This is a genomic window from Bifidobacterium sp. ESL0728, from assembly GCF_029392015.1.
Classification (GTDB): Bacteria; Actinomycetota; Actinomycetes; order Actinomycetales; family Bifidobacteriaceae; genus Bifidobacterium.
The window spans coordinates 2,124,192-2,150,484 of the sequence record NZ_CP113925.1 but is presented as its reverse complement, the minus strand read 5'-3'; the positions used below and the strand labels follow the sequence as shown (position 1 = coordinate 2,150,484).

The 26,293-nt window shown below is 56.3% G+C and carries 20 protein-coding genes and 1 tRNA gene; 14 read left to right on the top strand and 7 right to left on the bottom strand.

Annotation, left to right across the window (positions count from 1 at the left end; translation table 11 throughout):
* Window positions 1-56 precede the first annotated feature (56 nt).
* Together OZX67_RS08085 and OZX67_RS08080 are read right to left on the bottom strand one after the other, a co-directional pair.
* Complete coding sequence (locus OZX67_RS08085) at window positions 57-1,076, bottom strand: aldo/keto reductase (protein WP_277142415.1); 1,020 nt, start codon at window positions 1,074-1,076, stop codon at window positions 57-59.
* Window positions 1,077-1,422: 346 nt separating this feature from the next.
* The gene (locus tag OZX67_RS08080) at window positions 1,423-1,935 is read right to left on the bottom strand and encodes a MerR family transcriptional regulator (RefSeq protein WP_277142413.1); all 513 of its coding nucleotides are present in this window, start codon (window positions 1,933-1,935) and stop codon (window positions 1,423-1,425) included.
* Between the two features lie 101 nt (window positions 1,936-2,036).
* Between OZX67_RS08080 and OZX67_RS08075 the strand changes: the two genes are divergently transcribed.
* The 4 genes from OZX67_RS08075 to OZX67_RS08060 all read left to right on the top strand — a co-directional run bounded on the left by OZX67_RS08075 (window position 2,037) and on the right by OZX67_RS08060 (window position 4,896).
* Window positions 2,037-2,528, top strand: a complete 492-nt coding sequence (locus OZX67_RS08075; protein ID WP_277142411.1) for a MarR family transcriptional regulator — start codon at window positions 2,037-2,039, stop codon at window positions 2,526-2,528.
* 5 nt (window positions 2,529-2,533) lie between these two features.
* The gene (locus OZX67_RS08070) at window positions 2,534-2,770 is read left to right on the top strand and encodes a hypothetical protein (protein ID WP_277142409.1); all 237 of its coding nucleotides are present in this window, start codon (window positions 2,534-2,536) and stop codon (window positions 2,768-2,770) included.
* A 55-nt stretch (window positions 2,771-2,825) separates the two neighbouring features.
* Window positions 2,826-4,328, top strand: a complete 1,503-nt coding sequence (locus tag OZX67_RS08065; RefSeq protein ID WP_277142407.1) for an MDR family MFS transporter — start codon at window positions 2,826-2,828, stop codon at window positions 4,326-4,328.
* A 229-nt stretch (window positions 4,329-4,557) separates the two neighbouring features.
* Window positions 4,558-4,896, top strand: coding sequence for a carboxymuconolactone decarboxylase family protein (locus OZX67_RS08060; protein ID WP_277142405.1), 339 nt, complete (start codon window positions 4,558-4,560; stop codon window positions 4,894-4,896).
* Window positions 4,897-5,196: 300 nt separating this feature from the next.
* On the opposite strand, the gene OZX67_RS08055 is transcribed toward OZX67_RS08060, so the two are convergent.
* Window positions 5,197-5,269: transfer RNA gene (locus OZX67_RS08055), tRNA-Thr, on the bottom strand.
* A 379-nt stretch (window positions 5,270-5,648) separates the two neighbouring features.
* Here OZX67_RS08055 and OZX67_RS08050 point away from each other — a divergent pair.
* The 5 genes from OZX67_RS08050 (at window position 5,649) to pgi (ending at window position 11,674) form a co-directional block, all read left to right on the top strand.
* Window positions 5,649-7,160: a sugar phosphate nucleotidyltransferase gene (locus OZX67_RS08050; RefSeq protein ID WP_277142404.1), complete on the top strand. Its 1,512-nt coding sequence runs from the start codon at window positions 5,649-5,651 to the stop codon at window positions 7,158-7,160.
* 123 nt (window positions 7,161-7,283) lie between these two features.
* Window positions 7,284-8,684, top strand: coding sequence for an acyltransferase family protein (locus OZX67_RS08045; RefSeq protein ID WP_277142402.1), 1,401 nt, complete (start codon window positions 7,284-7,286; stop codon window positions 8,682-8,684).
* Window positions 8,685-8,949: 265 nt separating this feature from the next.
* The gene (locus OZX67_RS08040) at window positions 8,950-9,249 is read left to right on the top strand and encodes a hypothetical protein (RefSeq protein WP_277142400.1); all 300 of its coding nucleotides are present in this window, start codon (window positions 8,950-8,952) and stop codon (window positions 9,247-9,249) included.
* Window positions 9,233-9,565, top strand: coding sequence for a hypothetical protein (locus OZX67_RS08035; protein WP_277142398.1), 333 nt, complete (start codon window positions 9,233-9,235; stop codon window positions 9,563-9,565). The genes OZX67_RS08040 and OZX67_RS08035 overlap by 17 nt, the downstream gene beginning before the upstream one ends.
* 414 nt (window positions 9,566-9,979) lie before the next feature.
* Window positions 9,980-11,674, top strand: a complete 1,695-nt coding sequence (gene pgi, locus OZX67_RS08030) for a glucose-6-phosphate isomerase (protein ID WP_277142396.1) — start codon at window positions 9,980-9,982, stop codon at window positions 11,672-11,674.
* 343 nt (window positions 11,675-12,017) lie between these two features.
* Here the strand turns inward: pgi and OZX67_RS08025 are convergent, their stop codons facing one another.
* Entirely contained in the window at window positions 12,018-13,175 is a 1,158-nt protein-coding gene (locus tag OZX67_RS08025; protein ID WP_277142394.1) for a hypothetical protein, read from the bottom strand.
* Window positions 13,176-13,445: 270 nt separating this feature from the next.
* Entirely contained in the window at window positions 13,446-14,582 is a 1,137-nt protein-coding gene (locus tag OZX67_RS08020) for a hypothetical protein (protein ID WP_277142392.1), read from the bottom strand.
* A 187-nt stretch (window positions 14,583-14,769) separates the two neighbouring features.
* On the opposite strand from OZX67_RS08020, the gene OZX67_RS08015 reads away from it, so the two are divergent.
* The gene (locus tag OZX67_RS08015; RefSeq protein WP_277142389.1) at window positions 14,770-17,898 is read left to right on the top strand and encodes a DUF2207 domain-containing protein; all 3,129 of its coding nucleotides are present in this window, start codon (window positions 14,770-14,772) and stop codon (window positions 17,896-17,898) included.
* A gap of 176 nt (window positions 17,899-18,074) precedes the next feature.
* Here the strand turns inward: OZX67_RS08015 and OZX67_RS08010 are convergent, their stop codons facing one another.
* Window positions 18,075-19,802 (bottom strand): nitrate/sulfonate/bicarbonate ABC transporter ATP-binding protein, encoded by a 1,728-nt coding sequence (locus OZX67_RS08010; RefSeq protein WP_277142387.1) that lies wholly within the window; start codon window positions 19,800-19,802, stop codon window positions 18,075-18,077.
* Window positions 19,803-19,944: 142 nt separating this feature from the next.
* On the bottom strand, window positions 19,945-21,711 hold the full coding sequence (locus tag OZX67_RS08005) for an ABC transporter permease subunit (RefSeq protein WP_277142385.1): 1,767 nt from the start codon (window positions 21,709-21,711) through the stop codon (window positions 19,945-19,947).
* A 1,110-nt stretch (window positions 21,712-22,821) separates the two neighbouring features.
* Here OZX67_RS08005 and rplS point away from each other — a divergent pair.
* The 4 genes from rplS to OZX67_RS07985 all read left to right on the top strand — a co-directional run bounded on the left by rplS (window position 22,822) and on the right by OZX67_RS07985 (window position 26,283).
* Complete coding sequence (rplS, locus tag OZX67_RS08000) at window positions 22,822-23,190, top strand: 50S ribosomal protein L19 (RefSeq protein ID WP_277142383.1); 369 nt, start codon at window positions 22,822-22,824, stop codon at window positions 23,188-23,190.
* A 202-nt stretch (window positions 23,191-23,392) separates the two neighbouring features.
* Entirely contained in the window at window positions 23,393-24,148 is a 756-nt protein-coding gene (gene lepB, locus OZX67_RS07995) for a signal peptidase I (protein ID WP_277142381.1), read from the top strand.
* 186 nt (window positions 24,149-24,334) lie between these two features.
* Window positions 24,335-25,087, top strand: coding sequence for a ribonuclease HII (locus OZX67_RS07990; protein ID WP_277142380.1), 753 nt, complete (start codon window positions 24,335-24,337; stop codon window positions 25,085-25,087).
* Window positions 25,088-25,167: 80 nt separating this feature from the next.
* Complete coding sequence (locus OZX67_RS07985) at window positions 25,168-26,283, top strand: LacI family DNA-binding transcriptional regulator (RefSeq protein WP_277142377.1); 1,116 nt, start codon at window positions 25,168-25,170, stop codon at window positions 26,281-26,283.
* Window positions 26,284-26,293 lie beyond the last annotated feature (10 nt).

Genomic DNA, 26,293 nt, shown 5'->3' with positions numbered 1-26,293 from the left:
GCCGCGAATAGGAATATTCGCGGCAGGACTTTTGTGATGCGTGGATATTTATATGGTTACTTGGTTTCCGGCGGAACGGTGGTTCCGGCCAGCGGCTTTTCGCCCGGGCGGGCCAACGGGCCGACCAGTTCGTGGGCGATGTAAGGCGCTTCGAGATAGTCGATTTCCTCTGGAGCCAGCTTGACGTCCATTGCCGCGACCGCCTGATCGACGCGCTTGGGGGAGCTGCAGCCGACGATCGGGGCGGACGGACCGTGGGCCCAGTGCCAGGCCAGAGCGATTTGCGACATGCTCACCCCGCGCTTTCCGGCCAATTCCGCGACGCGGTCGACGATGGGCTGGTCGATGGTGCGGTCGCGGTCGTATTTGCTGTGTTCGACTTTGTCGGTCCTGCCGCGAAGCGTTTCCGAATCCCAGGTCTTACGTGCGAGGTGGCCGGAAGCCAACGGGCTATATGGCGTCGGAACCGCGTTGTACTGGCGGGCCACCGGGATGAGCTCGCGTTCGTCCTCACGGTAGATCAAGTTGTAGTGGCATTGCAGCGTCGAGAGTTTCGTCCAGCCGTTTTCCTCGGCGATGACCTCAAGGTTGTGGTACTGATAACCGAACATTTCGCTGGCGCCGATGGCGCGGACCTTGCCGGCGCGTACCAGTTCGTCGAGAGCCTGCATGGTTTCTTCCATCGGCGTGGTGTAGTCGAAACGATGCAGGATGTAAAGGTCGAGATAGTCGGTCTGCAGGCGTTTCAGGCTGCCTTCGATTTCGCGTTTGATGGCCTTGGCCGAGGAATGGCCCTCGTTGAAGTAGACCTTGCTGGCGAGCACGACCTGATCGCGGGGAACGTTGAGGTTCTTCAGGGCTTGGCCGATGTATTCCTCGCTGGTGCCTCGCGCGTAGCAGTTGGCGGTGTCGATGGCGTTGACGCCGAGCTCGAGCGTCCGCGCGATGACCGCCTGCGTGCCCTCCTGATCGATGGTCCAAACGTGTTGTTCCGGGTCCGGCTTGCCAAAGGACATGCCGCCGATGAACATCGGCGAAATCCGGACTCCGGAATCTCCCAAAGTGATGCGTTCCATGTTGTGCTGCTTTCTATTAGTTGATGATTGTCGACGATGTTCTGGTCGCTTCCGTTTTGGACTATGGATATTGAATTATCGAATTATCGGGAATGGCGAACATGCGTGGCTGGGTTGTATTTGACGGCAGCTCTGTCGGTGGACGAACGATTGCCGGTTAGGGATTCATTGCCGACTCCACCCGAAATCGTTGCGTTTGACTGACGGCAAATTGGTCGGACGAACGATTGTCGGAATTGATCGGTGAAAGAATCGTTGAGGGTTCTGTTGGGAATTTTCGATTAACTTGTCGGCTGTCGGTCGATGTTTGTTTTGGGCGAAATTTCATTGGGACATCGTTTTTCCCTCACCTTTCCGTACCCGTTACCGAGCCAGTCAGTTTGGCCGCTGTTTCCGTTCCGCTGTCTTGGTTGTCGTGCCAATGGCTGAGTTGTTTGACCTTTTCATGTGCCACCGCACCAATCCGTGAAGCCTCGGCGTCATCGCCGTCCGAAACGGCCTGCCAGAACTTGATTTTGAGATTGACATATTCTTCGCGGGCCATCAGGAACCGGCGTTCCTCGGTGAGCCGACGTTTCTGGTCGCGCAGCAGGTCGATTTCGGTGGGAGCGCCTTCGCGTCCGCGCTTGCGATTGGCCATGTATTCCTTCATTTTGGCCAATGGCATGCCGGTGGCTGAAAGGCAGGAAATAATCAACAGAGCCTGCAAGTCATCGTCGGTGTAGGCGCGATGGCCGCTTTCCGGGTCGCGGGCGATCGGCGTGATAATGCCGACGTCTTCGTAATAACGCAGCGTGCTTTCCGGCAGCCCGCAATAAAGCGACGCTTCGCCAATCGAATGCCAGTTTTGAGTGCTCATGCCTTCACTCTATTGACTTCAAGCACTTGAAGTCAAAACGGCAGGTTTGGCAGTATTGTTTGTAGGGAATAAGTCGGGAGAGGAGATTAGTGTAGCAAGCTATGGAAAACGAAAAGGCGAAGTTCGATGCGACCGGAGCTGATAATTTGGGGCCGCTCATCAAAGTGGCGAATACCTTGATCGAGAAGGAACTCAACAACCGCGTCGCCTCGATGTTCGAAGGCTACAGCCTCACCGGCCCGCAGATCACGTTGATGGTCTATCTGCACGACGCACATGGGCACGCCGTCACGCAGCGTGAAATCGCCGACCGGTTTGTGTTGAGCCATCCCACGATTCGCGGCATTGTCAAGCGCTTGGAAAGTGCGGGGCTTATCAAGACTTCCCAGCTGGAAAGCGACCGACGGCAGATTCTACTTGAGCTCACCGCCGAAGGGCAGCGGCTGATGGATGCCCATATCGACGATATTCATGGCGTGATGAAGCAAATCAACGGGAGAATTACCGATGGCTTGACAAGTGCGGAGCAAGCGAGATTGGTCGCTGCGCTCAAACGAATCGTTGCCAATTTTTCGAACGGGTCGAAGCAATGAATGCAATGATCGACGATGTTTGTGCAGCACGGAAGGCATATGTGCGGTTGATTGACACTTCAGTGCTGCTGCTGACTGTGACCACGATTTTGAAAACGTTGAAATTCCGGGGTTTTGACGAAAAGGGGATTTGTGCATTGGGCACTTTTGCAGCAGGGAAGTCACTGATAGGCATGAATGCAGTTTCGCTGCTGCGATGCCGCGATTGTCGGCAACTGATGTGTGGTTCTGCGCCGGTATAAGGCAATTTATTTTTTATTCAAACTGTAGCTTGCTATAAATCAGGAAAGGTTACCAATGGTAGATTATCAATCGGCAAAGCAGCAAGGCGGGGAGCACAACGTTGCGACCTCGAAGCGTGAATCCGGGCAGGAAGGCAGTTTTACTTCATACATTACCTCACGTCAGCGCGGGCTGATGATGGCAGTGCTGCTTCTGGGTTCGTTCACGGCGTTGATGGCCGAAACGTTCCTGAACAATGCGCTGCCTACGATTATGGGGGCATTTTCGGTAAGCCAAGCTACGGCGCAATGGCTGACGACCGCTTATCTGCTGGTCGTTGGCCTCATGATTCCGATGTCTGCGTGGGTGTTCGAATCTTTTAATCTGCGCACCACGTTCGTGACCTTGATGGCCGTCTTCTTCGTCGGCTCGATCGTCTGTATTTTCGCGCCGAACTTCTGGGTACTGCTCGCGGGCCGTATCATCGAAGCCATCGCCGCAGGCGGATTGATGCCGTTCATCCAGAACGTCATCCTGATGATGTTCCCGCCCGAGAAGCGCGGCATGGCCATGGGTATCACCGGCCTGGTCATCGGTTTCGGACCGGCGGTAGGCCCCACCATCTCTGGCCTCATCCTCAAGGTCTCCAGCTGGAAGATGCTCTTCATCATCCTCGCCATCGCCAGCGCCATCACCGCGATTCTCGCCGTTCCGCTGGTACGCAACCTTACCTCGCCGCACCACAGCACCACCGATGTCATCTCCTTCGCCGAGTCCATTTTCGGCTTCGGCCTCATCCTTTACGCACTGTCCGAAGTCGGCAACACCGGGCGGATTACAGTCATGCTTGCGGTATTGTTCATCGTCGGCGTGGTCATCATGGCGCTTTTCTGCGTCCGCCAGTTGAAGCTTTCCAAGCCTCTGCTCGACATCCACGTCTTCGGCAACGCCCGCTTCAACCTCTGCACACTGTTGAGCACCATCAGCAACATCGCCATGGTTGGCATCGAACTGGTGCTGCCGCTCTATTTGCAGACTACGCGCGGCGAATCTGCGCTCACCAGCGGCCTGGTGATGATGCCCGGCGCCTTGGTCATGGTGATCTGCAACCCAATTTCCGGCACGCTCTACGACAAGCTCGGCATCAAGAAACTTTCGCTGTTTGGCTTCCTCATGCTCCTGATCGGCTCGGTACCGATGCTTTGGTTCAGTGCGAAAACCAGTCTGTTCGTGATTGGCCTGTGCTACGCGCTGCGTATGGTCGGCATCTCGTTCACGATGATGACCACGTTCACCGCCGGCATCAACCTGAGCTCCGCCCGCCTTACCGCGCACGCCAACGCCGCTTCCTCGACGGTCCGTCAGGTCGGCGGCTCGCTGGGCACGGCGCTCGCGATGCTTGTCATCTCGCTTGCCGCGACTTCGCAGGCTTCCGCCGGCAAGGCGGCAGCCCAAGCCATCGGCTACAACTGGGGCTTCATCCTCATGGTCATCTTCGCCGTCATCGGCTTGGTCGCGTCGTTCTTCCTCCCCAACGCCGCCACCGAGCGCGAGGCCATCGCCGCCGAGAGCAAGTGAGCGGAAACCCGTGAGAAAAGCACCATTTTGAGGCTGTTTTGGTGCTTTTCGCACTGATTCGCGACCTTACTGAGGTGAAAAGCACCTTTTTGGCCTTGTTTTGGTGCTTTTCCCACGGGTTTGCGGTTTTGCTGAGGTGAAAAGCGCTATTTGACCTCAAGTGCTTGAAGTCTTTAGGCTTGGTTTCGACGACGATATCGTAATCGACAAAACGTGGAAGGAACCAGCTATGGTCAAGAAACAGACAGCAGGACACAAGCAGCTGGGCGAGTTCGCTCCGCAGTTCGCACACTTGAACGACGACGTGCTCTTCGGCGAGGTGTGGAGCCGTGAGGACGAGCTTTCGGCGCACGACCGCTCAATGATCACCATCGCTGCGATCATCGCGATGGGAGCCACCGAGCAGATGGACGCGCATTTCAACATCGGCAAGGCCAACGGCATCACCAAGGACGAAATCGCCGCCGAAATCACGCACCTCGCCTTCTATGTCGGCTGGCCCAAGGCCTGGTCCGCGTTCAATCGCGCCAAAAAAGTGTGGGCCGACGACGAAACCGTTGAAAAATAGTCGTTGAACGTTTGGAAAGTCGTATTCATGAATCCTTTTGCTTTGATGTAAATAATCGGTGCCACGGTAATCAGAATCGTGACGCCGATTTTGTTTTAAAAGAGGCTACACAAAGTTGACGTAAGTCTCGGACTGTAATTTATGTCGCAAAGGGGATTCGGCCCAACCTGATATTTGGTGGGATAATAGGTCAAAATATTTGGAGATGATTCTCAATTGGGGGCTAGAAGGTTTCGCGACTTAAACGAAATGCAGATTAATAAGGCCAGAATATAGGGACTTGAAACTCAGAAACCGAAGAGCCGCTTGACAGAATCGAACTGTCGACCTTCTCATTACGAGTGAGACGCTCTACCAACTGAGCTAAAGCGGCAATGCCCGGGCGGTATGCACCACTCGCGCACAAAACAATAATACTACTGGATGATTTGCGTTTTGTCCACGAGACTTGCGTTCGGACGTGTCTCGTCTGGCAGTACTTGCGTTTGCAACGAACTCGGGTGGATGAAACGGCAAGATTGCGCGAAAGCAAGGCGTCGTTTCGCGAATGGCTTTGGTGACGGCAACGAGTCGTACCTATATTGACGGCGTGATTGTGCGGATAAAACGTTGGAACTGCGGGAAATCGAACCTAACGTTATGTTTGAGCGGCAATGACTGCGCTGGTAATGACAACGGGCTGCGCGACAATATATTAAGGAGCAAACAGGCTGGAAACCGCGCGAAAAGGGATGGGCAACTTGGAAAATACAATGCCGGATGTATCGACGCCATGCAAAGGTTTCGAGGATTTCTATGCCATCATCCCTGCCGGGGGCACCGGTTCGAGGCTGTGGCCGCTGAGCCGCGGGGCAAGGCCGAAGTTCCTCTATGACCTGATGGGCAGCGGACGGACGCTGATCCAATCCACATTCGACAGGCTTGCGCGGCTTGCCGGGCCGGAGCGGATCGTTGTGAGCACAGGCTGGCGGCACGTCGCCGCGGTTGAGGCGCAGTTGCCGGAGCTCAAGGAATCCAACATTTTTGCCGAGCCGGTTCCGAGGGATTCGACGGCCGCCATCGCGCTGGCCACAGCCATTCTGGCGAGGCGGCATGGCGAGCACATCGTCGTTGGCTCGTTCGCGGCGGACCACGTCATCCGAGGCAAGGATTCGTTTGCTGATGCGGTTCGGCAGGCGGTTGCGGCGGCACGCGCCGGCTATGTGACGACCATCGGCATTGCTGCTTCCCGGCCGTCCACGGCGTTTGGCTATATCCATCAGGGTCGTTCGTTGGGAAGCGAAATTCCGGGTGCGCCGAACGCCCGCTTGGTGGAGCGTTTCGTCGAAAAGCCGGATTCCGCCACGGCGCAGGCTTACCTTTCCACCGGCGAATACCGTTGGAACGCCGGCATGTTCGTGATGCGGGCTGACGTGCTGCTCGACCATCTGCGCGAATACAAGCCCGAGATGTATGATGCGATTTCGCATATCGCCGATGCCTACATGGCCGTGGACAGTGACAACGGTGCCGATACCGCCGGGAATGCCGAAATCGCTGCGGCGCGATATGTCGGAAAAGAGACTTTAAACGCTTCGAGCGCTTCCCGGCAAAATGATAATGCCGATACTGCGGAAAATCGAAACGGCGCAGGGGACGGTAGCAGCGCTAACGGCGATAACAATACGAATAACGATCATGTTGCGAACCAAGGTTTTGGATTTGGTGCCGGCAACGACAACGGCGCTAATAATGATGCCGATTCTGGAAATCAAGCTGATACTAATAACCGAACTGACACCGACGACCAAGCCGATAGTAATAACCATGCTGATACCGATAGCCAGGATGCCGCCGATAGTGAGACAGATTCCGACAACGACACGATTGACGAGGCGATGGCGACCTACTGGCCGGGCATCGAGAAGATCGCGTTCGATTACGCAGTGGCCGAGCCGTTGAGCGTTGCCGGCGGTGTGGCGGTGGTTCCCGGCGATTTCGGCTGGGACGATATAGGAGACTTCAATTCCGTGGCCGCATTGCTGCCCAGCACCGGCGCACGCAATATCAAGATTCTTGGTGACAGCGACAAAGTGGTCAGTCTCGATAGCGCCGGAGACGTGGTGATGCCGTTGTCCGAACGCACCGTGGCCCTGCTTGGTGTCAACGACATGGTCATTGCCGATACCCCCGACGCGCTGCTCATCGCCCCGCGCGCCCGCAGTCAGGAGGTCAAGGATCTGGTCGCCTACCTCGACCGCGAAGGCCGTGATGACATCCTCTGAATCGAAGAGGTTGAATCGATAAGGTCTTTAACGGTTGACAGTAAGTAATCCGAGTCCTGCGGCTAACGGCGAGCGTGCTGTGAAGTTCACGGCGAATCTTGCGATAAGGGTATGGTGGACGGCATGTCCGAACAGTCCGCGAGTGTCGCCGCCGGTGCGTTGAAAGCGCCGGAAGCAGGTATCAACACTACTGGCGATTCTTCTCGTGGGAACGGGAGCATTTCCGGCACGCGCCATTCCCGCATTTTTGCGGTCGAGTTGCTGCGACTACTCGCCATCGTCGGTATCGCGGTGTTCCATACGTTTCTGCTGACTTTCGAACAGATCGCCGTCAACGGACCGCACGCGCTTTCGGCGGCCGTCCAAGCTGGCGCAGCTCCCACATTTATTGCCATTATTTCTTCGACACCGCTGGTGGTGTGGCTGATTTCCATGCTCATGTTCCTAGGAGCTTGGGGCAATCACATCTTTTTCATGATTTCAGCGTTTTTCCTCGTCCCGCGCCTGGCCGAGCGTTCGTATCATAAAGGATTTGCGCGCGACGAATGGAAACCTACCGCTGCTCGCATCGCAAAAATCCTTGCTGCCGTTGTGTTTTATGTCGTCGTGCTGGTGGTCGTCAACCGCTGGGTCGTGCCGATTCAGGCAGTCGGCGGCCTGCGCGAAGTGGTTCTAAGCCTCGAATTCGTATGGCTGTATGTCCTTTTTGTATTACTTGCGCCGTTCATTGCTTGGTGCATCGAGCGCTGCCGCAAGAAGTGGTGCGTTGCATTGTGGACGGTTGCGCTCGCCATGATTTATGGCCTCAACGTCTACGTGGCGATAAGCGGTCGCAACTTCTTCGATTCCCTGAGCGTCTTGGACTGGCGTAAGCAGATGAGTGCCGTCACCTATTTCGCCTCTTATATTTGCGCGGGCGCTTTGGGCTGCGCTTGGCAACGCTGGTACGGGAAAGATGCTTCTGCGCATGATTCTGCGCCGCTTTGGCTGACCCGCCGTTTTTGGGCGATTGCGCTGATTGCCTTGGTTGCCGCAGCCGGTTGCGTTGTCGCTTTTGCTGCGTTCGGTGGTCACTACGGCCTGCTGATGGTGCTTTCATTCAAATCGACTTCGGTGATTTCGTTCCTGCTTGCCGTCTGTTCGCTGATGTGCGCCGCGTGTCCCAGTGCACGAACCCAAAAGCGTGGGTCTTTTGCTGCACGAAGTGGAGTGAGGCCATTGTTGGCAAACATGAAAACTTTTTGTCGCCGTGCCGTCGAGGCGCTCGCTTCCGGCATTTTAGGCTTCTACATCGTGCAAGCGCTGACCTATTATTTCTGGATTGCCCTGCAAAGTCATTTCGCCGATCCCGTCGCCACCCATGTCGCCAGCGCCTTCACAATCGGCGGCATGTCGGCTTGCGCAGGTTGGTTGGTTGATTGGTTCTTGGTCGAGGTTGTGTTCTCGCTTGCTTTCGTCCTGTTGGTCTGTCTCATCGACCGTTTCGTTCGCCAGCCCTTGCTTCGCTTGATCAAGTTGGCATAGCCAAAATAAAATTTATTGCGATTGTGGATGTCTATTTCGGTTCAGGTCATGACTGTACATAAAGCTGTGAGGCGTTCCGTCCGACTTTTGTTTTAAGCGTAGGAATGTGCATATCCCGACTAACGAAAGTCAGGATTGTCGATAAAGCTGTTGACAATTGAGCGTCCGGCCCCTCGACACGCCTCAAATGTGGATAACCCCTATCATTCGACCACAGCACCTTGTTTTGCCCTGGAAATTGGTTATTTTCATGTTCAATGGAGACATGAACGAAATCAACGAAGAGCCGATAGTACATCCGAGGATTCATCGACGTCATCCTGAGATTTGTGACGAGGATGTCAGGTCTGCCTGGCATACGTTAGTGGAATTTAGGCCGAGGAATAACGCATCTGGTCGCTGGTCTGCTATCGGCGTCGACGGTAAGGGAAGATTATTGGAACTGGTTTTTTCAAAAAGCGAAGATGGACATTGGAAGATTTTTCATGCGAAGACGCCGCCGACGAAAGCTATACTAAAAGAGCTAGGTCTGTTGAAAGGAGGCCAATATGGAAATGGACGATAGAGAACGTGCGAAAATGGAAGACAAGGAACTCTGTGAGAGTCTTGGCATTACGCAGGAAACGCTTGACAGGTGGACATACGAGGCCGAGGAAGGCATTGATGATGGCGGATGGGGGCCATGGATCAAGGTTCGTGATTTAACCCCAGAGGAGCGAAAAGCGTTAGATCGTGACAGGGTCCTTCGTGATCGCATCGACGCACTCAAAGAAGCCACTGGGATGAGTGAATTCGAGGCCGAAGCTAAGATGAACGCCATCGTCAAGGCGGAGGAAGCGGCTGCGGCCAAATCCCAAGCAGAGGCGAAAGTCCAAGTCTGAGACGAAATTTAAGGGTGGAACGAAGTCCAAGTCTGAGGCGAAATCTAAGGTTCCTGCTGAATCTGAAAGTGCGGCAAAGGAAGCCGTCACTGCGCGCTGAATGTTTGTTATCGCTAGCTGAACCCGTGTGTACGAATATTGTAGTGTTATCAACAAGTGGCGATGTGAACGCGCTCTTTCTACTTGCCGACAAGTCATGAATTCCAAAAATCGTTCAAATCTCGCCGTTTTGATGCCATATATCGGGTTATGTCAACGTTGACTGGCGCGACGCTTTTTGTGCTGTTGTGTCCGCTTTTGTGAGTAAATTAATACATGTAGCAAGCGGCGGGAATAGCGCCTTAAAGAAAAGTCAGAACAGACTGACGAGGCCACGAAACCCCCGCGGCACGTGATGAAAGGACCTTAAGAATTATGGCCATCAATCCTCCTATCGACGCCACGAAGACTCCGGAATGGGCGGCGCTGCAAAAGCATTTTGACGAACTGAAAAGCGAAGGCATCGACCTCAAGAAATGGTTCGCCGAGGAACCTAACCGCGTTGAGGAACTGAGCTTCGACGCCGGCGACCTGCACTTCGACCTCTCCAAGAACCTCATCCAGCCCGAAACGCTCAAGCTTTTCGCCGACCTTGCCAAGGCTGTGCATCTTGAGGATCGCCGCAAGGCCATGTACGAGGGCGTTCACATCAACAACACCGAGGATCGCGCCGTGCTGCACACCGCGCTGCGCCGCCCGAAGTCGGACGAAGGCAAGCTCATCGTCGACGGCCAGGACGTCGTCAAGGACGTGCACGAAACGCTCGACAAGATCTATGCGTTCGCCGACAAGGTTCGCGGGGGCGAATGGCGCGGCGTGACCGGCAAGAAGATCAAGACCGTCGTCAACATCGGCATCGGTGGCTCTGACTTGGGCCCGGTCATGGTCTACGAAGCGCTCAAGCCTTATGCGGACGCCGGCATCTCCGCCCGTTACGTCTCCAACATCGACCCCAACGACATCACCGAGAAGACGAAGGACCTCGACCCCGAGACCACGATGTTCATCATCGTCTCCAAGACCTTCACCACCCTCGAAACCCTCACCAACGCGCGTGAGGCCCGCACTTGGCTGCTTAACGGCCTCAAGGCTTCCGGCGCCATCGACGGTTCGGACGACAAGCGCGCCGAAGCCATCCGCAAGCACTTCGTTGCCGTCTCCACCAACCTCAAGGGCGTCGAGGAATTCGGCATCGACCCGCAGAACGCTTTCGGTTTCTGGAACTGGGTCGGCGGTCGTTATTCCGTGGATTCTGCGGTCGGCACCTCGCTTGCTGTCGTCTTCGGACCGAAGCGCTTCGAGGAATTCCTCGCCGGCTTCCACGAGATGGACGAGTATTTCGCCAACACTTCGCTTGAGAAGAACGTCATCGTGATGATGGGTATGCTCAACGTTTGGTATCGCAACTTCTTCCACGCCGCGACCCACGCCGTGCTGCCTTACGACCAGTACCTGCACCGCTTCCCGGCCTACCTGCAGCAGCTCACCATGGAGTCGAACGGCAAGTCCGTGCGCTGGGACGGCACCCCGGTGACCAGTGACACCGGCGAGGTCTTCTGGGGCGAGCCCGGCACCAACGGCCAGCACGCCTTCTACCAGCTGATCCATCAGGGCACGCAGCTCATTCCGGCCGATTTCATCGCCTTCGCGAACACCCCGAACCCGGCCAAGGATGGCGACCAGGACGTGCACGAGCTCTTCCTCGGCAACTACCTGGCCCAGACCAAGGCGCTCGCGTTCGGCAAGACCGCCGACGAGGTTCGCGCCGAGGGCACGCCCGAGGCCATCGTCCCGGCCCGCGTCTTCTCCGGCAACCGCCCGACCACCTCGATCTTCGGCGACGCGCTGACCCCGTTCTCGCTCGGCGAGCTCATCGCGCTCTACGAGCACATCACCTTCACCGAGGGCACCGTCTGGGGCATCGACTCCTTCGACCAGTGGGGCGTCGAACTCGGCAAGCAGCTCGCCCGCCAGATCACCCCGGCGATTTCGCAGGACGACAACGCCCTTGCGCAGCAGGACGCTTCCACGCAGAGCCTCATCCGCTTCTACCGCGCCCATCGCAAGTAATTGCATAGTAAGGTTGCAGGCCAGCTCCAGTCGAGCTAAGCGCAACGATTGAACTGGGCATCCACTTACCAAGGTGGATGCCCAGTTTGCTGTGTGGGATGCGTGCGGCATGTGCGGGATGTGCGAGCGTCGCGTAACCGTAACCAGTGGGGAAAGCACCATTTCGGGTCGAAAAGAGTGCTTTTCTCCTCAGTAACGGCTTATTCCAGTGAGAAAAGCACTTTTATGCGCCGGTTTTGGTGCTTTGTTCACTGATGTTGGTGCTCGCGTGTTGGTGCTCGCTCGATGAGACGAGGGCGAAAACGAGGAAGGGAAGCAGCTGGGAATCGTCTATGCGGAACGCTTATTCGGCGATGGAGTCCATCGAGGTGTATAGATCGTTCATCTCTTTGTCGGGCCTCGCGTTGGTCAGCTTATTGTAAAGGGGATTCTGCTTTCCGTATTGTTCGGCCGTGTACAGATTGTTGCTGAGCTTGCCTTCCATGCTGCTGTAATCGTGGAATTTCGTTTCGTCGCCGTAAATGTCGTCGGGGGAGCCGAGGGCCTTGATGCCGTCGAGCTGTTGTTGCGCGACGCCCATGTGGTCGATAGCCGACTGTGCGTACTTTTTGATGATCGGGTCTTTGGACTTGGCGATGCTTTGTGCCGACGTCAAGCAGTTGGTGATGAGGGTTTGCGTGTTAGCCAGGTAATTGGGGTCTTCGCCCATGATCGGTAAGTCCATGGTGTTTTCCTGGCAGTTCTTTGCTGTGGCTGCGTATCCGGTGGCGGCATCGGCGAAATTGTTGAGCACGTCGATGTAATCCTTTTTCTTGTCTTGATAGCTTTTGTAAGCTTTGCGCACGTCCCGGGATTGACGATATGCCTGTGTTTTGGTGAACGCGTTCCCGGAATTCTCAAATTTTGTCATTGCGGATTTGAGCTTGTCTAGATCGGCTTGGTTGACCGTCCGGCTTTCACCGTTTATCCCTACACTCTCGATGATGGGGTAGACGGCCTCTACTACTTGGGATTCTGGGTCTGAGATTTCTTTGGTATACACGTTGCTGGCATTTTCGACTATGTCCGATTTTTTCTTTTGCTCGTCCAGTTTCTTTTGCCGTGAGTCCATGTAGCTGGAATAATCATCGCTGTTGGAGTTTGACGAGTGATGCGATTGATGCGAGAAAATGACCATTCCCGCTATGATCACCACTACCACGAGGAGAACGACAAGGCTTTTATTTACCGGTGCGGATGCGGCCTCGCCGTGCTTGTGGCTATTTTGATCGCTGTTGATATGTTTACGATTGCCTTGTTTCGCCGACGGGTTGCGAGTAGTGTCGGCGAAACGTTGCTCGGTGCCATTGACATAGCTATTATCTTTGTCGCTGCCGCTGAAGGGTACTTGTTGGTCGTAGTCGGATGAGCTGAATGGCGAGGAGGTGTCATCGAAAGAAAGATTGTCGCTTGACGGCGATATTTGTGCCTTGTTTTTCGACGTTTTTCCGAATAAACGCAATCGTTGCCCCTTCTCAGCTTTGCTTGCTTTCAAACCGCCATGTTGTCTCTCTTAGGGCATTCTATCAGTACGCTTGGCGAGCGTACTGATAGAACGGATACTTTGGATTTGTCGCTATGAGTGCGCGGAAAAGATTGATTCTGGGCTGCATGTTAATAACCTGCGATAGCACTAAAGCGGGCACTCAGCACGCAAGTCTGGGCGGGCATATGCAAGTCAAGATCAGCTAAGCAAACCAGCAGAACCAAGCGCAGCACCATCTCAACCCGTCTATTTGTCCGTGTCATATATCGCCGAACTGATTTTGAGCATCGCCTTGTCCGGCCTTCCGTGCATCAGTTCCTTATAGACGGGGTTCTGGTCGCCGAATTGCGGGGTCGGATTGAGATTGGTGCCGAGTCTCTGGGTGAGATCCTCGAACTTCTGGAACTTCGTCTGATTACCGAAGATTTCGTCCGAAGAACCGAGGGCTTTGATGCCGTTGAGCTGTTTCTGCGCGTCGTCCATGCGTTTGATGGTCGCCGCGGAGTAGTCTTTGATCGGTCCGTCTTTTGAACTCGCAAGGGCTTGCGCCGATGTTTTGCAGGTGGTGATCGTCTTCTGTTTGGCCGCTGCGTAAGCCGCGGCGTCATTGTTCATGCTCGACCAGTCGTTGAGCTCGTTGCAGTTTTTCATAGCCTTGCTATAGGCAATGGATGAATCGGCGAAATTGTTGACGGCATCGAGATAATTCTTGTCTGCGGTCCGATACTCTTTATAGGCCTTGCGCACGCTCGAATATTTGTGATACGACTTGGTTTTCTTGAACGCATTAATCTGTTCTGACATTTTCGCCATTTCGGACTTGAGCTTGTCAACCTGGGCTTGAGTCACTTCTGTGCTACTTCCACCGTTTCCTGGGTTTTGCATCAGGGGGTCGAGGGCTTGGATCACTTTGAAATCCTGATTGGATATCGCCCGATATGCGTCGCTTGCCTCATCGGTGATCTTCTGTGTTTTCTCCTGTTCCGTGAGCTTTCTGGATTCAGATGACGAGGAATAAGAGGAATAGCCGTCGCTGTTGCCGGAATCTTTGTCGTGGAAATAGATGTACACCGCAACGATCGCAATGGCGAATATGAGAACAGTGAGAATGGCGTTTTTGACGTTTGCGGCGGGTGCGTCGGCGCCATGTTTGTTGCCGCCTTGCCTGCCGTTGCTTTGTTTCAGCCATGGCTTGTCACCGGTGCTATCGACATTTTGGCTTGCGTCGCCATTGTCGACTGATGCCTGGCTATAGTCGGCCGAGTCAAAAGGCGTTGAGGTGTCTGCCGATTTGTCTGTTGAAGATATGTCGTTGTAAGAAGTATCGTCACCGGATACAGGTATCTGCGAATTTTTTGCAGAATGATTTTTAAAACGATGCACCTTGCAGTCCTCTTCTCGACTTCGTCTCCATACGGCTCATTATATGATTATGGTATTTCAACATTCTAGCAATATACGAGGCAAACCTTTCTACAAGTGCGTACTTCCAAGTTGCTATTATGGACGCGACAAAGAGAGATTGCGGATTTGCAGTGTCGTTGTATCCGCTTTTGTGAACCGGGGAATTATGTGGATACGTCGGGGGCTGAGTGCTGAACGGATTGGTGCGGCGCTGAGATCCGCGGCAATCGGCACAATCGTCGTTGTCGTGTTCTTGGCTTTCTGCAGCTTCCAATCCGGTGACGTCGGTTTTCACAGTCACGATTTGACTTACAATTCTCTGAACTACGATGCAGCGGTGCAGTCCGACGGGGACTTGCGCATCACCGAGCATATCGACATGAAGCTCAACAAGCGCAAGGGCGACAAACCGTGGCGGCAGTTGTACCAGCGCTATACACTTCGCGGCGGCGTGAAAAGCGAGGGTGTGCTGAGCGCCATCACCGATGTGTCGGTCACCAATGTTTCGACGGGGCAGAAGTATCTGCACGGCAGCGCTTCTTCTTCGCGTGATCTCGACAATTTCAACTGGGACGCCACATACGCCGGCCAATGGTATGCCGCCGATTTCGCCAACGCTCGCGACAAGGAAGGCGACGAATACCTCCCAGCTGCCATGAACGACGCGCAATATCAACAGAAAACCGCGGAATTGAAACAAGCGGCGGGGCAGACTAATGCGAAAGGTGCGAACTCGGGAAAGACTGCCGGAGAGCAATCGCAGCCAAGCCAAGTGCAGCCAGGACAATCGCAGCCAGTCCAAAATGGTAGCGGCAACTATGGCGATGCCACTTCGAAACAAGATTCGGGTGACGGTACTCCAGCGGCCACGAATTCAAGTAATACAAACTCTGGGGGTAATGCCGCGCCGAGTGGCGATTCCGCCACGCCTGGTAGCAAAACTGATACGTCCGGCAACAAAACCGATACCGAATCTGATGACTTGCGTGATGAAAACGGCGAAGTTGCCAGTATGGGCAAGTCCGGCGACACGGTGGAGGTCGGCTGGAACATTCCCGCGACGCAATCCGCGAAAAGTCTCAAATTCGACGTCTCCATGACGTTCAGGGACGTCGTGAAGGTCTATAACGACGTCGCCTGCTTCAAGTGGGAGCCGCTTGGCGACAGCAACGGCGTGCCGATCGGTGATTTACGTGTGAAAGTCACCTTGCCAAAAGGCGTGAAAAGCGCTGATGGTCGGCAATGGATGCATTACGCCGGCAAGGGTTCGGTCAACCAAACCGGAAGCCGACAAATCGATATGTCTGCGCAAAATGTGCCGGCGAGTCGGCATATCGACTTGGTTTCGATGTTTTCGGCCTCGCCGATGAACGGGGACGTGAAGTATCGCATTGCCAAGGACGGCAAGAAGCTGGTGCTTGACCGCGAGGCCGCCGAAAAGCGCAAAGCCGCGGATGATATCGTCATGCGTCGCAATGTGATTCTTGGGTACCTTGGCTGGGAAGGCGCGGCACTGTTGTTTGCGCTGTTCGCTGTTCTGATTACGAATTGGCAGGCGTATTATCCCGAGGAACATGCCCGCCATAGTGCCGCGAGTTCGAAACGCAAGAAGAAAAACGGGCAGAAGAAACCGGCGAGCGAGCCGGAGCAGGTGCCGTATTCGCAGGCCATTCCCGACATGACGCCGGCCTGTGCCGCAAAATTCATTGATTTTCTCAATTTCGGGGAGTACTCGGACGATTTCAAGTCCCGTCAGATGAGTTCGACATTGCTTTCGCTGGTGGGCAAGGGAGTCATTGCCGTTTATCCCGGCCATTCCGAATGGTTCAAGGGGATTGATCTTTCGCGTGCCAGCGACGAGGAGATTTCCCAACGACTTCGCGACATGAGCGAAATACAAAAGAGGAATGCGCAATTGGCTGCAGCGTCCGCGGGAAAGATGGACGACGAAGCGCAGCGGGCTGCGCGGGAATCCCGGGATGAGGAATATATCAGGCGTGCCAGAGCGCAAGGGCTCACCAAGGGTATGGAAGCGGTACGGGAAGTTATCTCCGAAGCGGCGGAAGATCCCAAAGAATCCTCCAAGCCAACCTCAACGGTGGTGATGTTGCCGGGAGCGTTTGCGGAAAATGTCAGTGAGACCCACGATCTCACCCTTACCGAGCGGACTCTGCTCAACTTCCTGCGGGAGATATCACTGAAACTCAACACCCCGGTTTTCGATTTCCGCACCATCAGTCACAAGCTGGAAGACTGGTGGAAGGCCGAATGGCTGCAAAGCGTTTTCAACTGGACCGCCCAATTCGAATATGTGAAGTTGCACGTGGTCAAGCCGTTGCTGTTCGGCTTCGCTGCGGCTGCGGCGATTGTGACGGCGGGGGTGATGGGAACGTTTTATGTTGACGGCCTCGCCTTCAACGTGGTCGGTTCGGGCACCGATGATTACGGCCACGTTTCCGACCAACTGCACGGACAGTGGGGGATTTCGCTGCTGTTGGGCGTGCCGGTGGTTTTCCTGCTCATTTTCCTCTTCAAGCTGCTTCGGTATCGCGGGTTGACGCGGAAAGGAAAGAAATTGGTCGCGCCGATGCTGGGCTTGGAAGCGTATCTGTCGGACGGCGGAAATGGTTCTGAAGATCGGGCGATGATAGCGGATTCCGTGGCGGGTTCGGGTTCTGGCTCGGTAGCGGGTTCTGGCTCGGTAGCGGGTTCTGGCTCGGTAGCGGGTTCGGAGTCGGATGGCGGTTTGAATTCGGTTTCAGGGTTGACTTCTGGTTCAGACTCAGGTTCAGGTTCGATTTCAGGCAAGGGATTGGGTTCTGCACCCGACGCTGGTGTCGAGCCGAATCCTGTCGGCGTATCTACATCGAAATTGGCCGCTGTTCCGCCTGATTCCGGTTCGGTTCCGTCCTCAGGTCCTTCGCCTATTTCCCCGTTGTCGCCGGATAAGTTCGATAAGTATTACGTTTATGCCACAGCACTTGGGCTGTCGGATAATCAGATGGAACGTTTTGGCGGGTTGTTCTCGTCGCTTGACAATCAAAAAGACCGTCAGCGCAACGATTCGTTGTGGTACTGGTATCACTATCCACAAGATTTCGGCGGTGGCGCAAGTTCGGATGCGGGTTCGTCGTTGTCCGCACAATTCACCGATTTGGCGGCTGGTATCAGCAACGGCATCGATACCATGGAGTCCACATTCAGCGTGTCCTCCGGCTCCGGCGACAGTTCCGGAGGCGGCAGCTTCGGTGGCTCGGGCGGCGGTTCCGGTGGTGGCAGCTTCGGCGGTCGCTAAAGCGACGAAGTGGCAGCCTCTACCAGTGAGAAAAGCACCAAAAATGCCCTAAAAAAGTGCTTTTCTCCTCAGTGAAGGCCTATTCCAGTGAGAAAAGCGCCTTTTTGGGCCGATTTTGGTGCTTTTCCCACGGTCTCGCTCGACTTGGCCGGTAAAGGCTGGCGAGTGTGGATGGCTTACTTGTTGGCCTCATCGAGGGTGAGCTGGTCGTCGTCGGCATCGTAATCGAAGAGCTCGCCGTAGCGGCCCCAGGTCACCGCGATGTCGAACTGCTGCTGCGCTTCCTCGTCGGTGTGCTGGCTGCGCAAGAGGTCGAGGATCAGCTCGCCGCGCAGTCCGCGGTCGGGGTGGTTGCGCAGCGCCTTGTCGATGGTGCGCACCAGCGGCGCGTGGTCCATGATAAGTTGGGCGAAGAGTTTCTTGGCCTCGAGCACGTCGGCGTGGCACCAGCGCTCGCCGTCGCGGGTGATGGTGCAGTGGCCGTTGTTGACAGTCAACAGGCCGAGCATCGTGCCGGCGTCGATGAGCGGGAAGAGGTCGTCCACTTCGAAGGAGAGGTCGGCTGCTAGGTCGGCCAGGTCTACTCCGCCTTGGTAGTTCGACACGACGTCGAGCAAACCGGCAAGTCCGCCGGGAGTCGCGTTCGGCAGCAGCTCGGTGCGCGCGTTGTTGTCTTTGATTTTGGTATCGTTCTCGTGCGCCGCAAGCTTCTCGTCGGCCTCAGTCTGTGCATTGCTGTGGTCATCGAGGCCGTCACGTTGGTCTTGGTTTTGGCTATGGCTTTGAATTGCATGATTGCTGTCGATATCGTTTCGCGCCTCGATCTCTCCGTGATTTGCTGCATCGGCCAAATTATCTGAGGCGTTCGTCTCGCCAGAATGTAAGACGCTGTTGGGGGCGATGGAATCTTTGCCGGTATTTGTCAGCGCAGACGATTCCGTGGGCTTTGCCGCGTTTTCCTGCCCTGACGTTGAGTCGGTCTCGGTGTTTTCGGCGTTGGCAGCGGCCATATTCGCATGGCCGCGTTGCGAAACCTGGCCGGTCAGAATGGCGTAGAGCTTGTCGACCATCGCCTCGAACTCGGGGGAGTGCTTGTCGCGCGGACGCGGCAGATTGACCGGAACCTGAGCAATCAAGTGGCCGGGGTGCGAGCCCAAGACGACCACGCGGTCGGCCATCTGCACGGCCTCCTCGATGTTGTGCGTGACGATGAGAATTGACTTGATGCCGCTCTGGTTGTTGTTCCAAAGCTTCAGCACTTCCTGACGCAGGTTCTCGGCGGTCAATACATCCAAGGCGCTGAACGGCTCGTCCATGAAGAGGGCGTCCGGGCGCAGCACCAGTGCACGGGCGATGCCGATACGCTGCTTCATGCCGCCGGAAAGCTCCTTCGGATAGGCGGATTCGAAGCCGTCGAGGCCGATTGCGTCGATGGCTTGAAGCGCGCGCTTGTGGCGTTCCTCGCGTGGCACTCCGCGTGCCTCGAGCCCGAGCTCGACGTTGTCTTCGACGGTGAGCCAGGGCATGAGCGCGAAAGTCTGGAAAACGAGCGCGACCCCGGGGTTCGGCCCGTCGAGCTCCTTGCCACGGTACGAAACCTTTCCGCTGGTCGGCTGGATGAGACCAGCCAGAATGCGCAGGAAGGTCGACTTGCCGGCGCCGCTGCGTCCGAGAATCGCGACGATTTCGCCTTCGTGCAGATTGAACGAGATATCGTCGAGAACAGTGGTTTCGTTGCCTTTTTCGGAAGTAAAGCTCTGGCTGATGTGGCTCGCCTCGATGACGGTGTGGGTGCCATTGGCGTCGAGGTCGGCGTATTTCGGGTTGTGATGGCCACGGGTGCGGGTCGCGGTTCCGGTTTCCGTGCCGCTGGCGACGGTCTTATAAAGCTTGTTGAAGTTCATCGTGACTTCCTTGGTTGAGATTTGAAGAATATTGGATGATTGTTGTAATTTGCGCTCACACTAACCCATGGTTACCGAAAGATACCGTACGTATTTCCATGGTTTCCTTTGGTAACCATGGGTTAGTGTGAGCGGCCATGAGCTAGCCGACGACGAAGCGGCGGTCGGCGAGGCGCTGCAGCGGGTTCCAGAAAAGGCGGTTGACGGCGACCACGAAGATGGCCATGACGGCCACGCCGATGATGGTTTTCATGCTTGCGGCGTGGGCGGTGGCTTCGGCGATGTAGGAACCGAGGCCCTTGGCGACCAGCGTGTGGCGTCCGTAGCTGACGATTTCGGAGACGATGGAGGCGTTCCATGCGCCGCCTGCCGCGGTGATGCCGCCGGTGACCCACGAGCCGAAAACGGCCGGCAGGATGAGCGTCTTCCATTTCATCCATCCGGTGATGTGAAAGTTCTTGGCCATTTCGATCAGGTCATCGGGGATGGCGGATGCGCCGGCGATGACGTTGAAGAGGATATACCATTGCGTGCCCAGTGCCATCAGCAGAATCGAGCCCCAGTTGATGTCGACGCCGCAGGCGACGAAGACCATGACCACGAATGGGAAGATGAAGTTGGCCGGGAAGCTGGCCAGCACCTGTACCAGCGGCTGAACGAGGCGCGAAATCTTCGGGTTCATGCCGATGATGGCTCCGAGCGGCACCCAGATTATCGAGCAGACCACCGTCAGCAATGCCACGCGCAGGAAGGTGATGCCGCCGAGTCCAAAGGCCGTTCCAAGCTCGCCCAAGCCTGTGGTTTTCATAATGGAGATGATCAGTTCCACGGCTCCGGCGATGACCGCGACACCCACGATTACGCCAAAGACGACGTCACCGGCGCGGCGACGGCTGGGCTTGGCGCCCCATTTCGAGCCGGTGTGGCCGAGCGGGCGGGTAATCCAGTTGAGGAATTCACCGACGGGACGGAAGAGACGGCCGATGAAGTCATCGATATGTGACTGACGGATGAGCGTCAGGACGGCGCTGCGCTTGGGTTCCGAGGACTCGCTTTGCGTGATGCGGAACTTCTCGGCCCAAGCCGTCAGCGGTTTCCAGACCAGCAGATCGATGGCGAGCACGACGATGACCATGGTCAGGATTGCCCAGCCGATTTTGCCTGGATTCTCCTCGGCGGCCGCGGCCTCGACATAGCTGCCTATGCCGGGCAGGGCGTAGGTTTTGTTGTTGACCGAAATCATTTCCGAAGCGGTCAGGAAGAACCAGCCGCCGCCCACGCTCATCATCATGTTCCAAAGCAGCGGAATCATGGAATTGGGCACGTCGAGCACCCAGAAGCGCTGCCAGTGCGAAAGCCGCAGATTGCGCGCCGCCTCGTCGAGTTCCTTGGGTTCGCTTTTGAGCGACCGGTAGAACGAGAAGGTCATATTCCAAGCCTGCGAGGTGAAGATGGCGAAAATCGACGCGGCCTCGACGCCCATCATCGAGCCGGGGAAAAGCGCGAGCCAGATGGTCACGGTCGCCGAAAGGAAGCCCAGGATCGGCACGGACTGCAGGATGTCGAGCAGCGGAATGAGCACCTTGCCCAGCCTGCGCGAGCGGGCCGCGGCCAGTCCATAGACGAAGGTGAACACCAGCGAGAAGAACAGGGCGATCGCCATGCGGAAGACGGAACGCAGTGCGTAATACGGCAGGTTGCGCGGGTCGGTCGAGACGGTGGAGGGGATGCCTTTCGGCCCCACCGGCGCGTTGATGGCGGGCAGGACCCAGGCGATCAGGCCGAAGATGGCGAGGATGCCGACGGCCACCACGCAGTCCGAGACCACGCGCTTGGTAAAGCTGGTGTTGCGGCCCACGTCCGATGTTGCCGGCGCGGCGCGGTTGAAGTTGAAGGAGAAGTTGGTCATGATGATTCCTCATGAACGGCGTATCGTGGCATTGCAAAAACACGGATTAAGCGGTTGGCATTGCTGATTTGGACGGCGGGTCGCGCATCAGAAATTTACGATTCCTGCAATGCCGACTTTCGAGTCAAGCCGGTCAGGTACAGACTACGAGTGGTGAATCGTAAATCCTTGATGCGATTATTTGCCGAATTCCGTGAACTCTTGCAGCACGAAAATACGTTTAGTTGAATTGAAAGGGAATCTCGAAGACGGAATCATGGGCAAGTTGGTTGGAATCGTTTTACATCGTCTTACGCTCGTAGCGTGACGCGCAAATCGAGAGATTTTACATCCAACGCCGAGTCATCGTGTCGAGATGAGGTTGCGCACAGCTGCACAAATGATGCAGATCGTTGATACTACTAGGAAGATCGTCAGCCATGATCCCCACCTCCTTCGACTCGGTGTGCGGGGCACAGAAATTATTACCGACCCTAAAATAAGGGGGCCGGAGGAGTTTGTCAACTCCGTTTGTTTCGAGCGGGTATCATCCGTCCGGGTGCCAATACGGTAGGCGTGTCGCATCTGCAATAGGGTTTTGTATTTGCGACGTAAGGGGACGGTTTTCCGGCGCTTCTGCAATTATTTGGTTTTTGCGACGCTTCGATGTGGTTTTGCGTCACGTTCGCAATGGTGGATTGTATTTAGAACGCAAATTGGCGGATTATCGTTGCATTGGTAATCATCGGTTGTTTTTGCGACGCTGGGCCCGCGTAAGCGTGGCGAACGAAATCCGAATGCAATGCCGTATACCAACGTCAAGCGCAACCTCGGTAGGCGATTGGTAGGAGAGCCGTTGTAAACTGCCGTATCTGTCTGGCCACGACGTTAAAATTATCGTTTGTTATGCCAAGGGGCGGGCTGCCGCATGGGTCCGCTTCTTCATTTGGGTTCAGCCTCGTGGCCTCGTCCGTTAAACCGGTCGGGTCCGCCGCGGCGAATCGGCAACATTCCGCCGGGTTTCGGCGGAATACGATAGTGGGCGCGTTCGGCATCATTTGCCGCAGAGGCACGAAAGTGCGGCGCCGCCCCTGACATGTACGCTGATATGCGGCAGCGACAGGTGAAACAATGGTTAACGCTATTGAGGCATTTGATGCCAAGCACATGAAGCCCTCGGATTCCATCCCGGAGTTCCGTCCCGGCGACACCGTCGAGGTCAACGTCAAGATTCAGGAAGGCAACAACTCCCGTCTTCAGGCGTTCACCGGCGTGGTGATCGCACGGCAAGGCGCCGGCCTGCGCGAGACGTTCGTCGTCCGCAAGGTCAGCTTCGGCTGCGGCGTGGAGCGTCGCTTCCCGCTGCACTCCCCGGTGATCGATTCCATCAAGGTGCTGCGTCACGGCCGCGTTCGTCGCGCCAAGCTCTACTACCTGCGTGCTTTGCGTGGCAAGGCCGCTCGTATCACCGAGCGTCAGGACAACAGCGCCAAGGCGTGAATGCAAGCCTAAAAGGCTTTGTGCTTTACGGCAGTCGGGATTTGTTTCCGGCCGCCGTTTTTGCTTTTATCAAAATTCGGGCACTTGTATCGTGATGCATGACATCTCTGTACGGTCCCACATACTATGATGGTTTTCGGTTATCGAAAGTTATCGTTTGAATAGCCGCGGATATGGATATATTGACGGTTGGGAGATGCGGATGGCAGGGGATGATACGCGCAGCGACGAGCGGCGTGAGGCGGATTCGCATATCATCGAGGTCGCGGATTACGGCGTGAGTCCTGAACCCAGACCGCGCAATATTCTCAGCAATCCGGAACATGCTGATCCCGAATCGCAAGGCTATACGTTCCGCGATTTATTGAGTTTCGTCATCCCGTTTACGGTGTTCGTGCTGGTTCTGGTGCTGCTGCGGGTATTTGTCATCGGCGTCTACGAGATTCCTTCCGGCTCGATGGAAGACACCATCCAGATCGGCGATCGGTTGGTCACCAATCGTCTCGCGCGGCCGATGAACAAGCTGAAGCGCGGCGATGTCATCGTTTTCAAGGATCCGGCGCATTGGCTCGCCGGCACCGACAACCACGGCTCCGACGACTTGATCAAGCGGCTGATCGGCATGCCCGGCGACGTGGTGGCCTGCAAAGGCAACGGCTCGCCCGTCACCGTCAACGGCGTCGCGATCGATGAAACTGTCTATATCAAGCCCGGCACCGAACCCAGCAATTTCGCGTTCAAAACCAAGGTGAGCGCCGGCAACGTCTTCGTGATGGGCGACAACCGTGCCAATTCCGCCGACTCGCGCTACCATGCCGACGATGGCAATGGCGGGCTGGTGCCGATGTCCGACATCAGCGGGGTGGCGATGCTGACCATTTGGCCGTTCAGCCATTTCAAGGTCGTGAAGTCGTACCGTGATGTTTTCGCTGCCGTGCCAGGCGTGCCGAAATCTTAGGCCGATAAACGAGAGGGTGCCGTTTAACCGGTTTTAATATTGTATGACATTTTACATGTCTGAGACGTTTACTCGTGTAAGGTCAAACCGCAATCTTAGGCACCGCTCTCCGGTCTATACTCGAGACGTGCTTTTGATGGAGTATCCTCGTTTTTAGTAATGGAGCATTGCTGAAAGGCAAGATATATGGACGTCAGAGCGACTTCGGAAGTCGGCGATGCGACCGGCCACAAGCGTCGTGGTGCCGCTCACCATGTTGCCGCGCCGACATTGGATTTGGAACGAGAACTGGCAGGTCGCGGATTTGATTTGATTGTCGGATTCGACGAGGTGGGACGCGGTGCGCTCGCAGGTCCGGTAATGGTGGGTGCGGCCGCGGTGTGGGCCCGCGATTTGGACGGGCTTGACGTACCGGATGGCGTGGCCGACTCGAAACTGCTTACGGAACACAAGCGCGAGGCGATGTTTGAGGGCTTGTGTTCATGGTGCGCGGCCAGTGCGGTCGGGCAGGCGAGCAACAAGGAAATCGACGAGTGGGGGATAACCTATGCGTTGGGTATTGCGGCCCTGCGCGCGGTCAATGAGGCTGAGCGTGAGCTGAACATCGACTCGGGTGAGTTTCGTGTCGGCGCGATTCTCGACGGGCCGAACGACTATATTTCCAAGGCTGCAGGGACGTTCGACGCGCCGGTTGTTCCGATTGTGCCGAAAGTGACCACCAAGGTAAAGGCCGACCAAAGCTGTGCGCTCGTTTCGACGGCATCCGTCATCGCCAAGGTCACCCGAGACCGGCTGATGGTCGCCTTGGCTCAAGGCAACCCGAATTACGCGCCCTACCAGTGGCAGCACAACAAGGGCTACGGCTCTGCCGCCCATCGCGCCGCCATTGCCGAGTATGGCCCGACCCCGCTCCATCGCGTCAGCTGGCATCTGGTCTGATAGGCAACGTCGAGTAGACTTGTGAGCGTTCACTGAAGGGTGCGTCTCGGGACGTGCATCGACTGGCAAGAGGAGGCAGGATGAGCGCTCAACGCAATTCGGGCAAGCGGCCATCGATGTTCGAGGTAGCCAAAATGGCCGGGGTCAGCCATCAGACGGTTTCCCGCGTCATCAACCATTCCTCCGAAGTCTCCGACGCAACGCGCGCCCGCGTTCAGCATGCCATCGACGTGCTCGGCTACCGTCCGAGCAATTCCGCGCGTACGCTTGCTTCGCACCGTTCCCGCACCATCGGGCTTATCGCGGGCGGCCTCAATTTCCTCGGACCGATTTCCGCGATCGCCTCCATCGAAACCATCGTGCGCCGTCACGGCCTTTTCCTCATGGTCTCCATGGTGCACGAGGCGAGTTGTACGCAAAGCGAGTTCGAGAATCTGTGCCGCACCTTTGAAGAGCAGAACGTCGACGCCTTCATCTTCCTGACCCCGACGGATATCATGTTTTCGGCGGCCTGCCGCACGAGGCTTCCCGAACCGCGCGTCCTGATCACTTCCACCCACGGCAACCTTTCGATGAGCCGGGCGGGCGGGTTGATGGACGCCGAAGGCCGCGGCCGGACGGCTTTGGTGGGCATCGACCAGTGGGGTGCGATGCACGAGGTGGCGCGTCTCGTTTCCCGTTTTGGTCATCGCTCCGCGCTTTATTTCGTGGGGCCGGTACAATGGCGCGATGCTGTGACGCGTTTGCTTGGCTGGCGTAAAGCCGCTACTCAGTATCACATCGAATCCCGCGAGATACAGTGCAATTCCTGGGATTCCTCCGAGGCGTATGCTCGGATGAACCACGAACTGGAAAACCTTGGTTCGGCCGGTGCCGAGAAGCCCACTGTTGTTGTCACCGCCAACGACGCGCAGGCAATCGGCGTGGCCCGCGCCCTGCACGAGCACGGCTTGCGCATTCCGCAGGATATCAGCGTGGTCGGCTTCGACGACATGACCGGCGTCAACGACATGTGGCCGCCGCTGACCACCGTTCACCCCGATTTCGAAGGACTCGGCACTGCTTCGATGCGCGAGACCTTGCGGCTGCTCGGCGAAGGTCCAGAAACGACGTTCGTGGCCAATGCCCACGGGGCCGGTCTTATTCCCGCCGAAGTCATTCAGCGCCATTCGCTGGGCCCCGTTCCGCGGCTTTAAACGGGCGGAT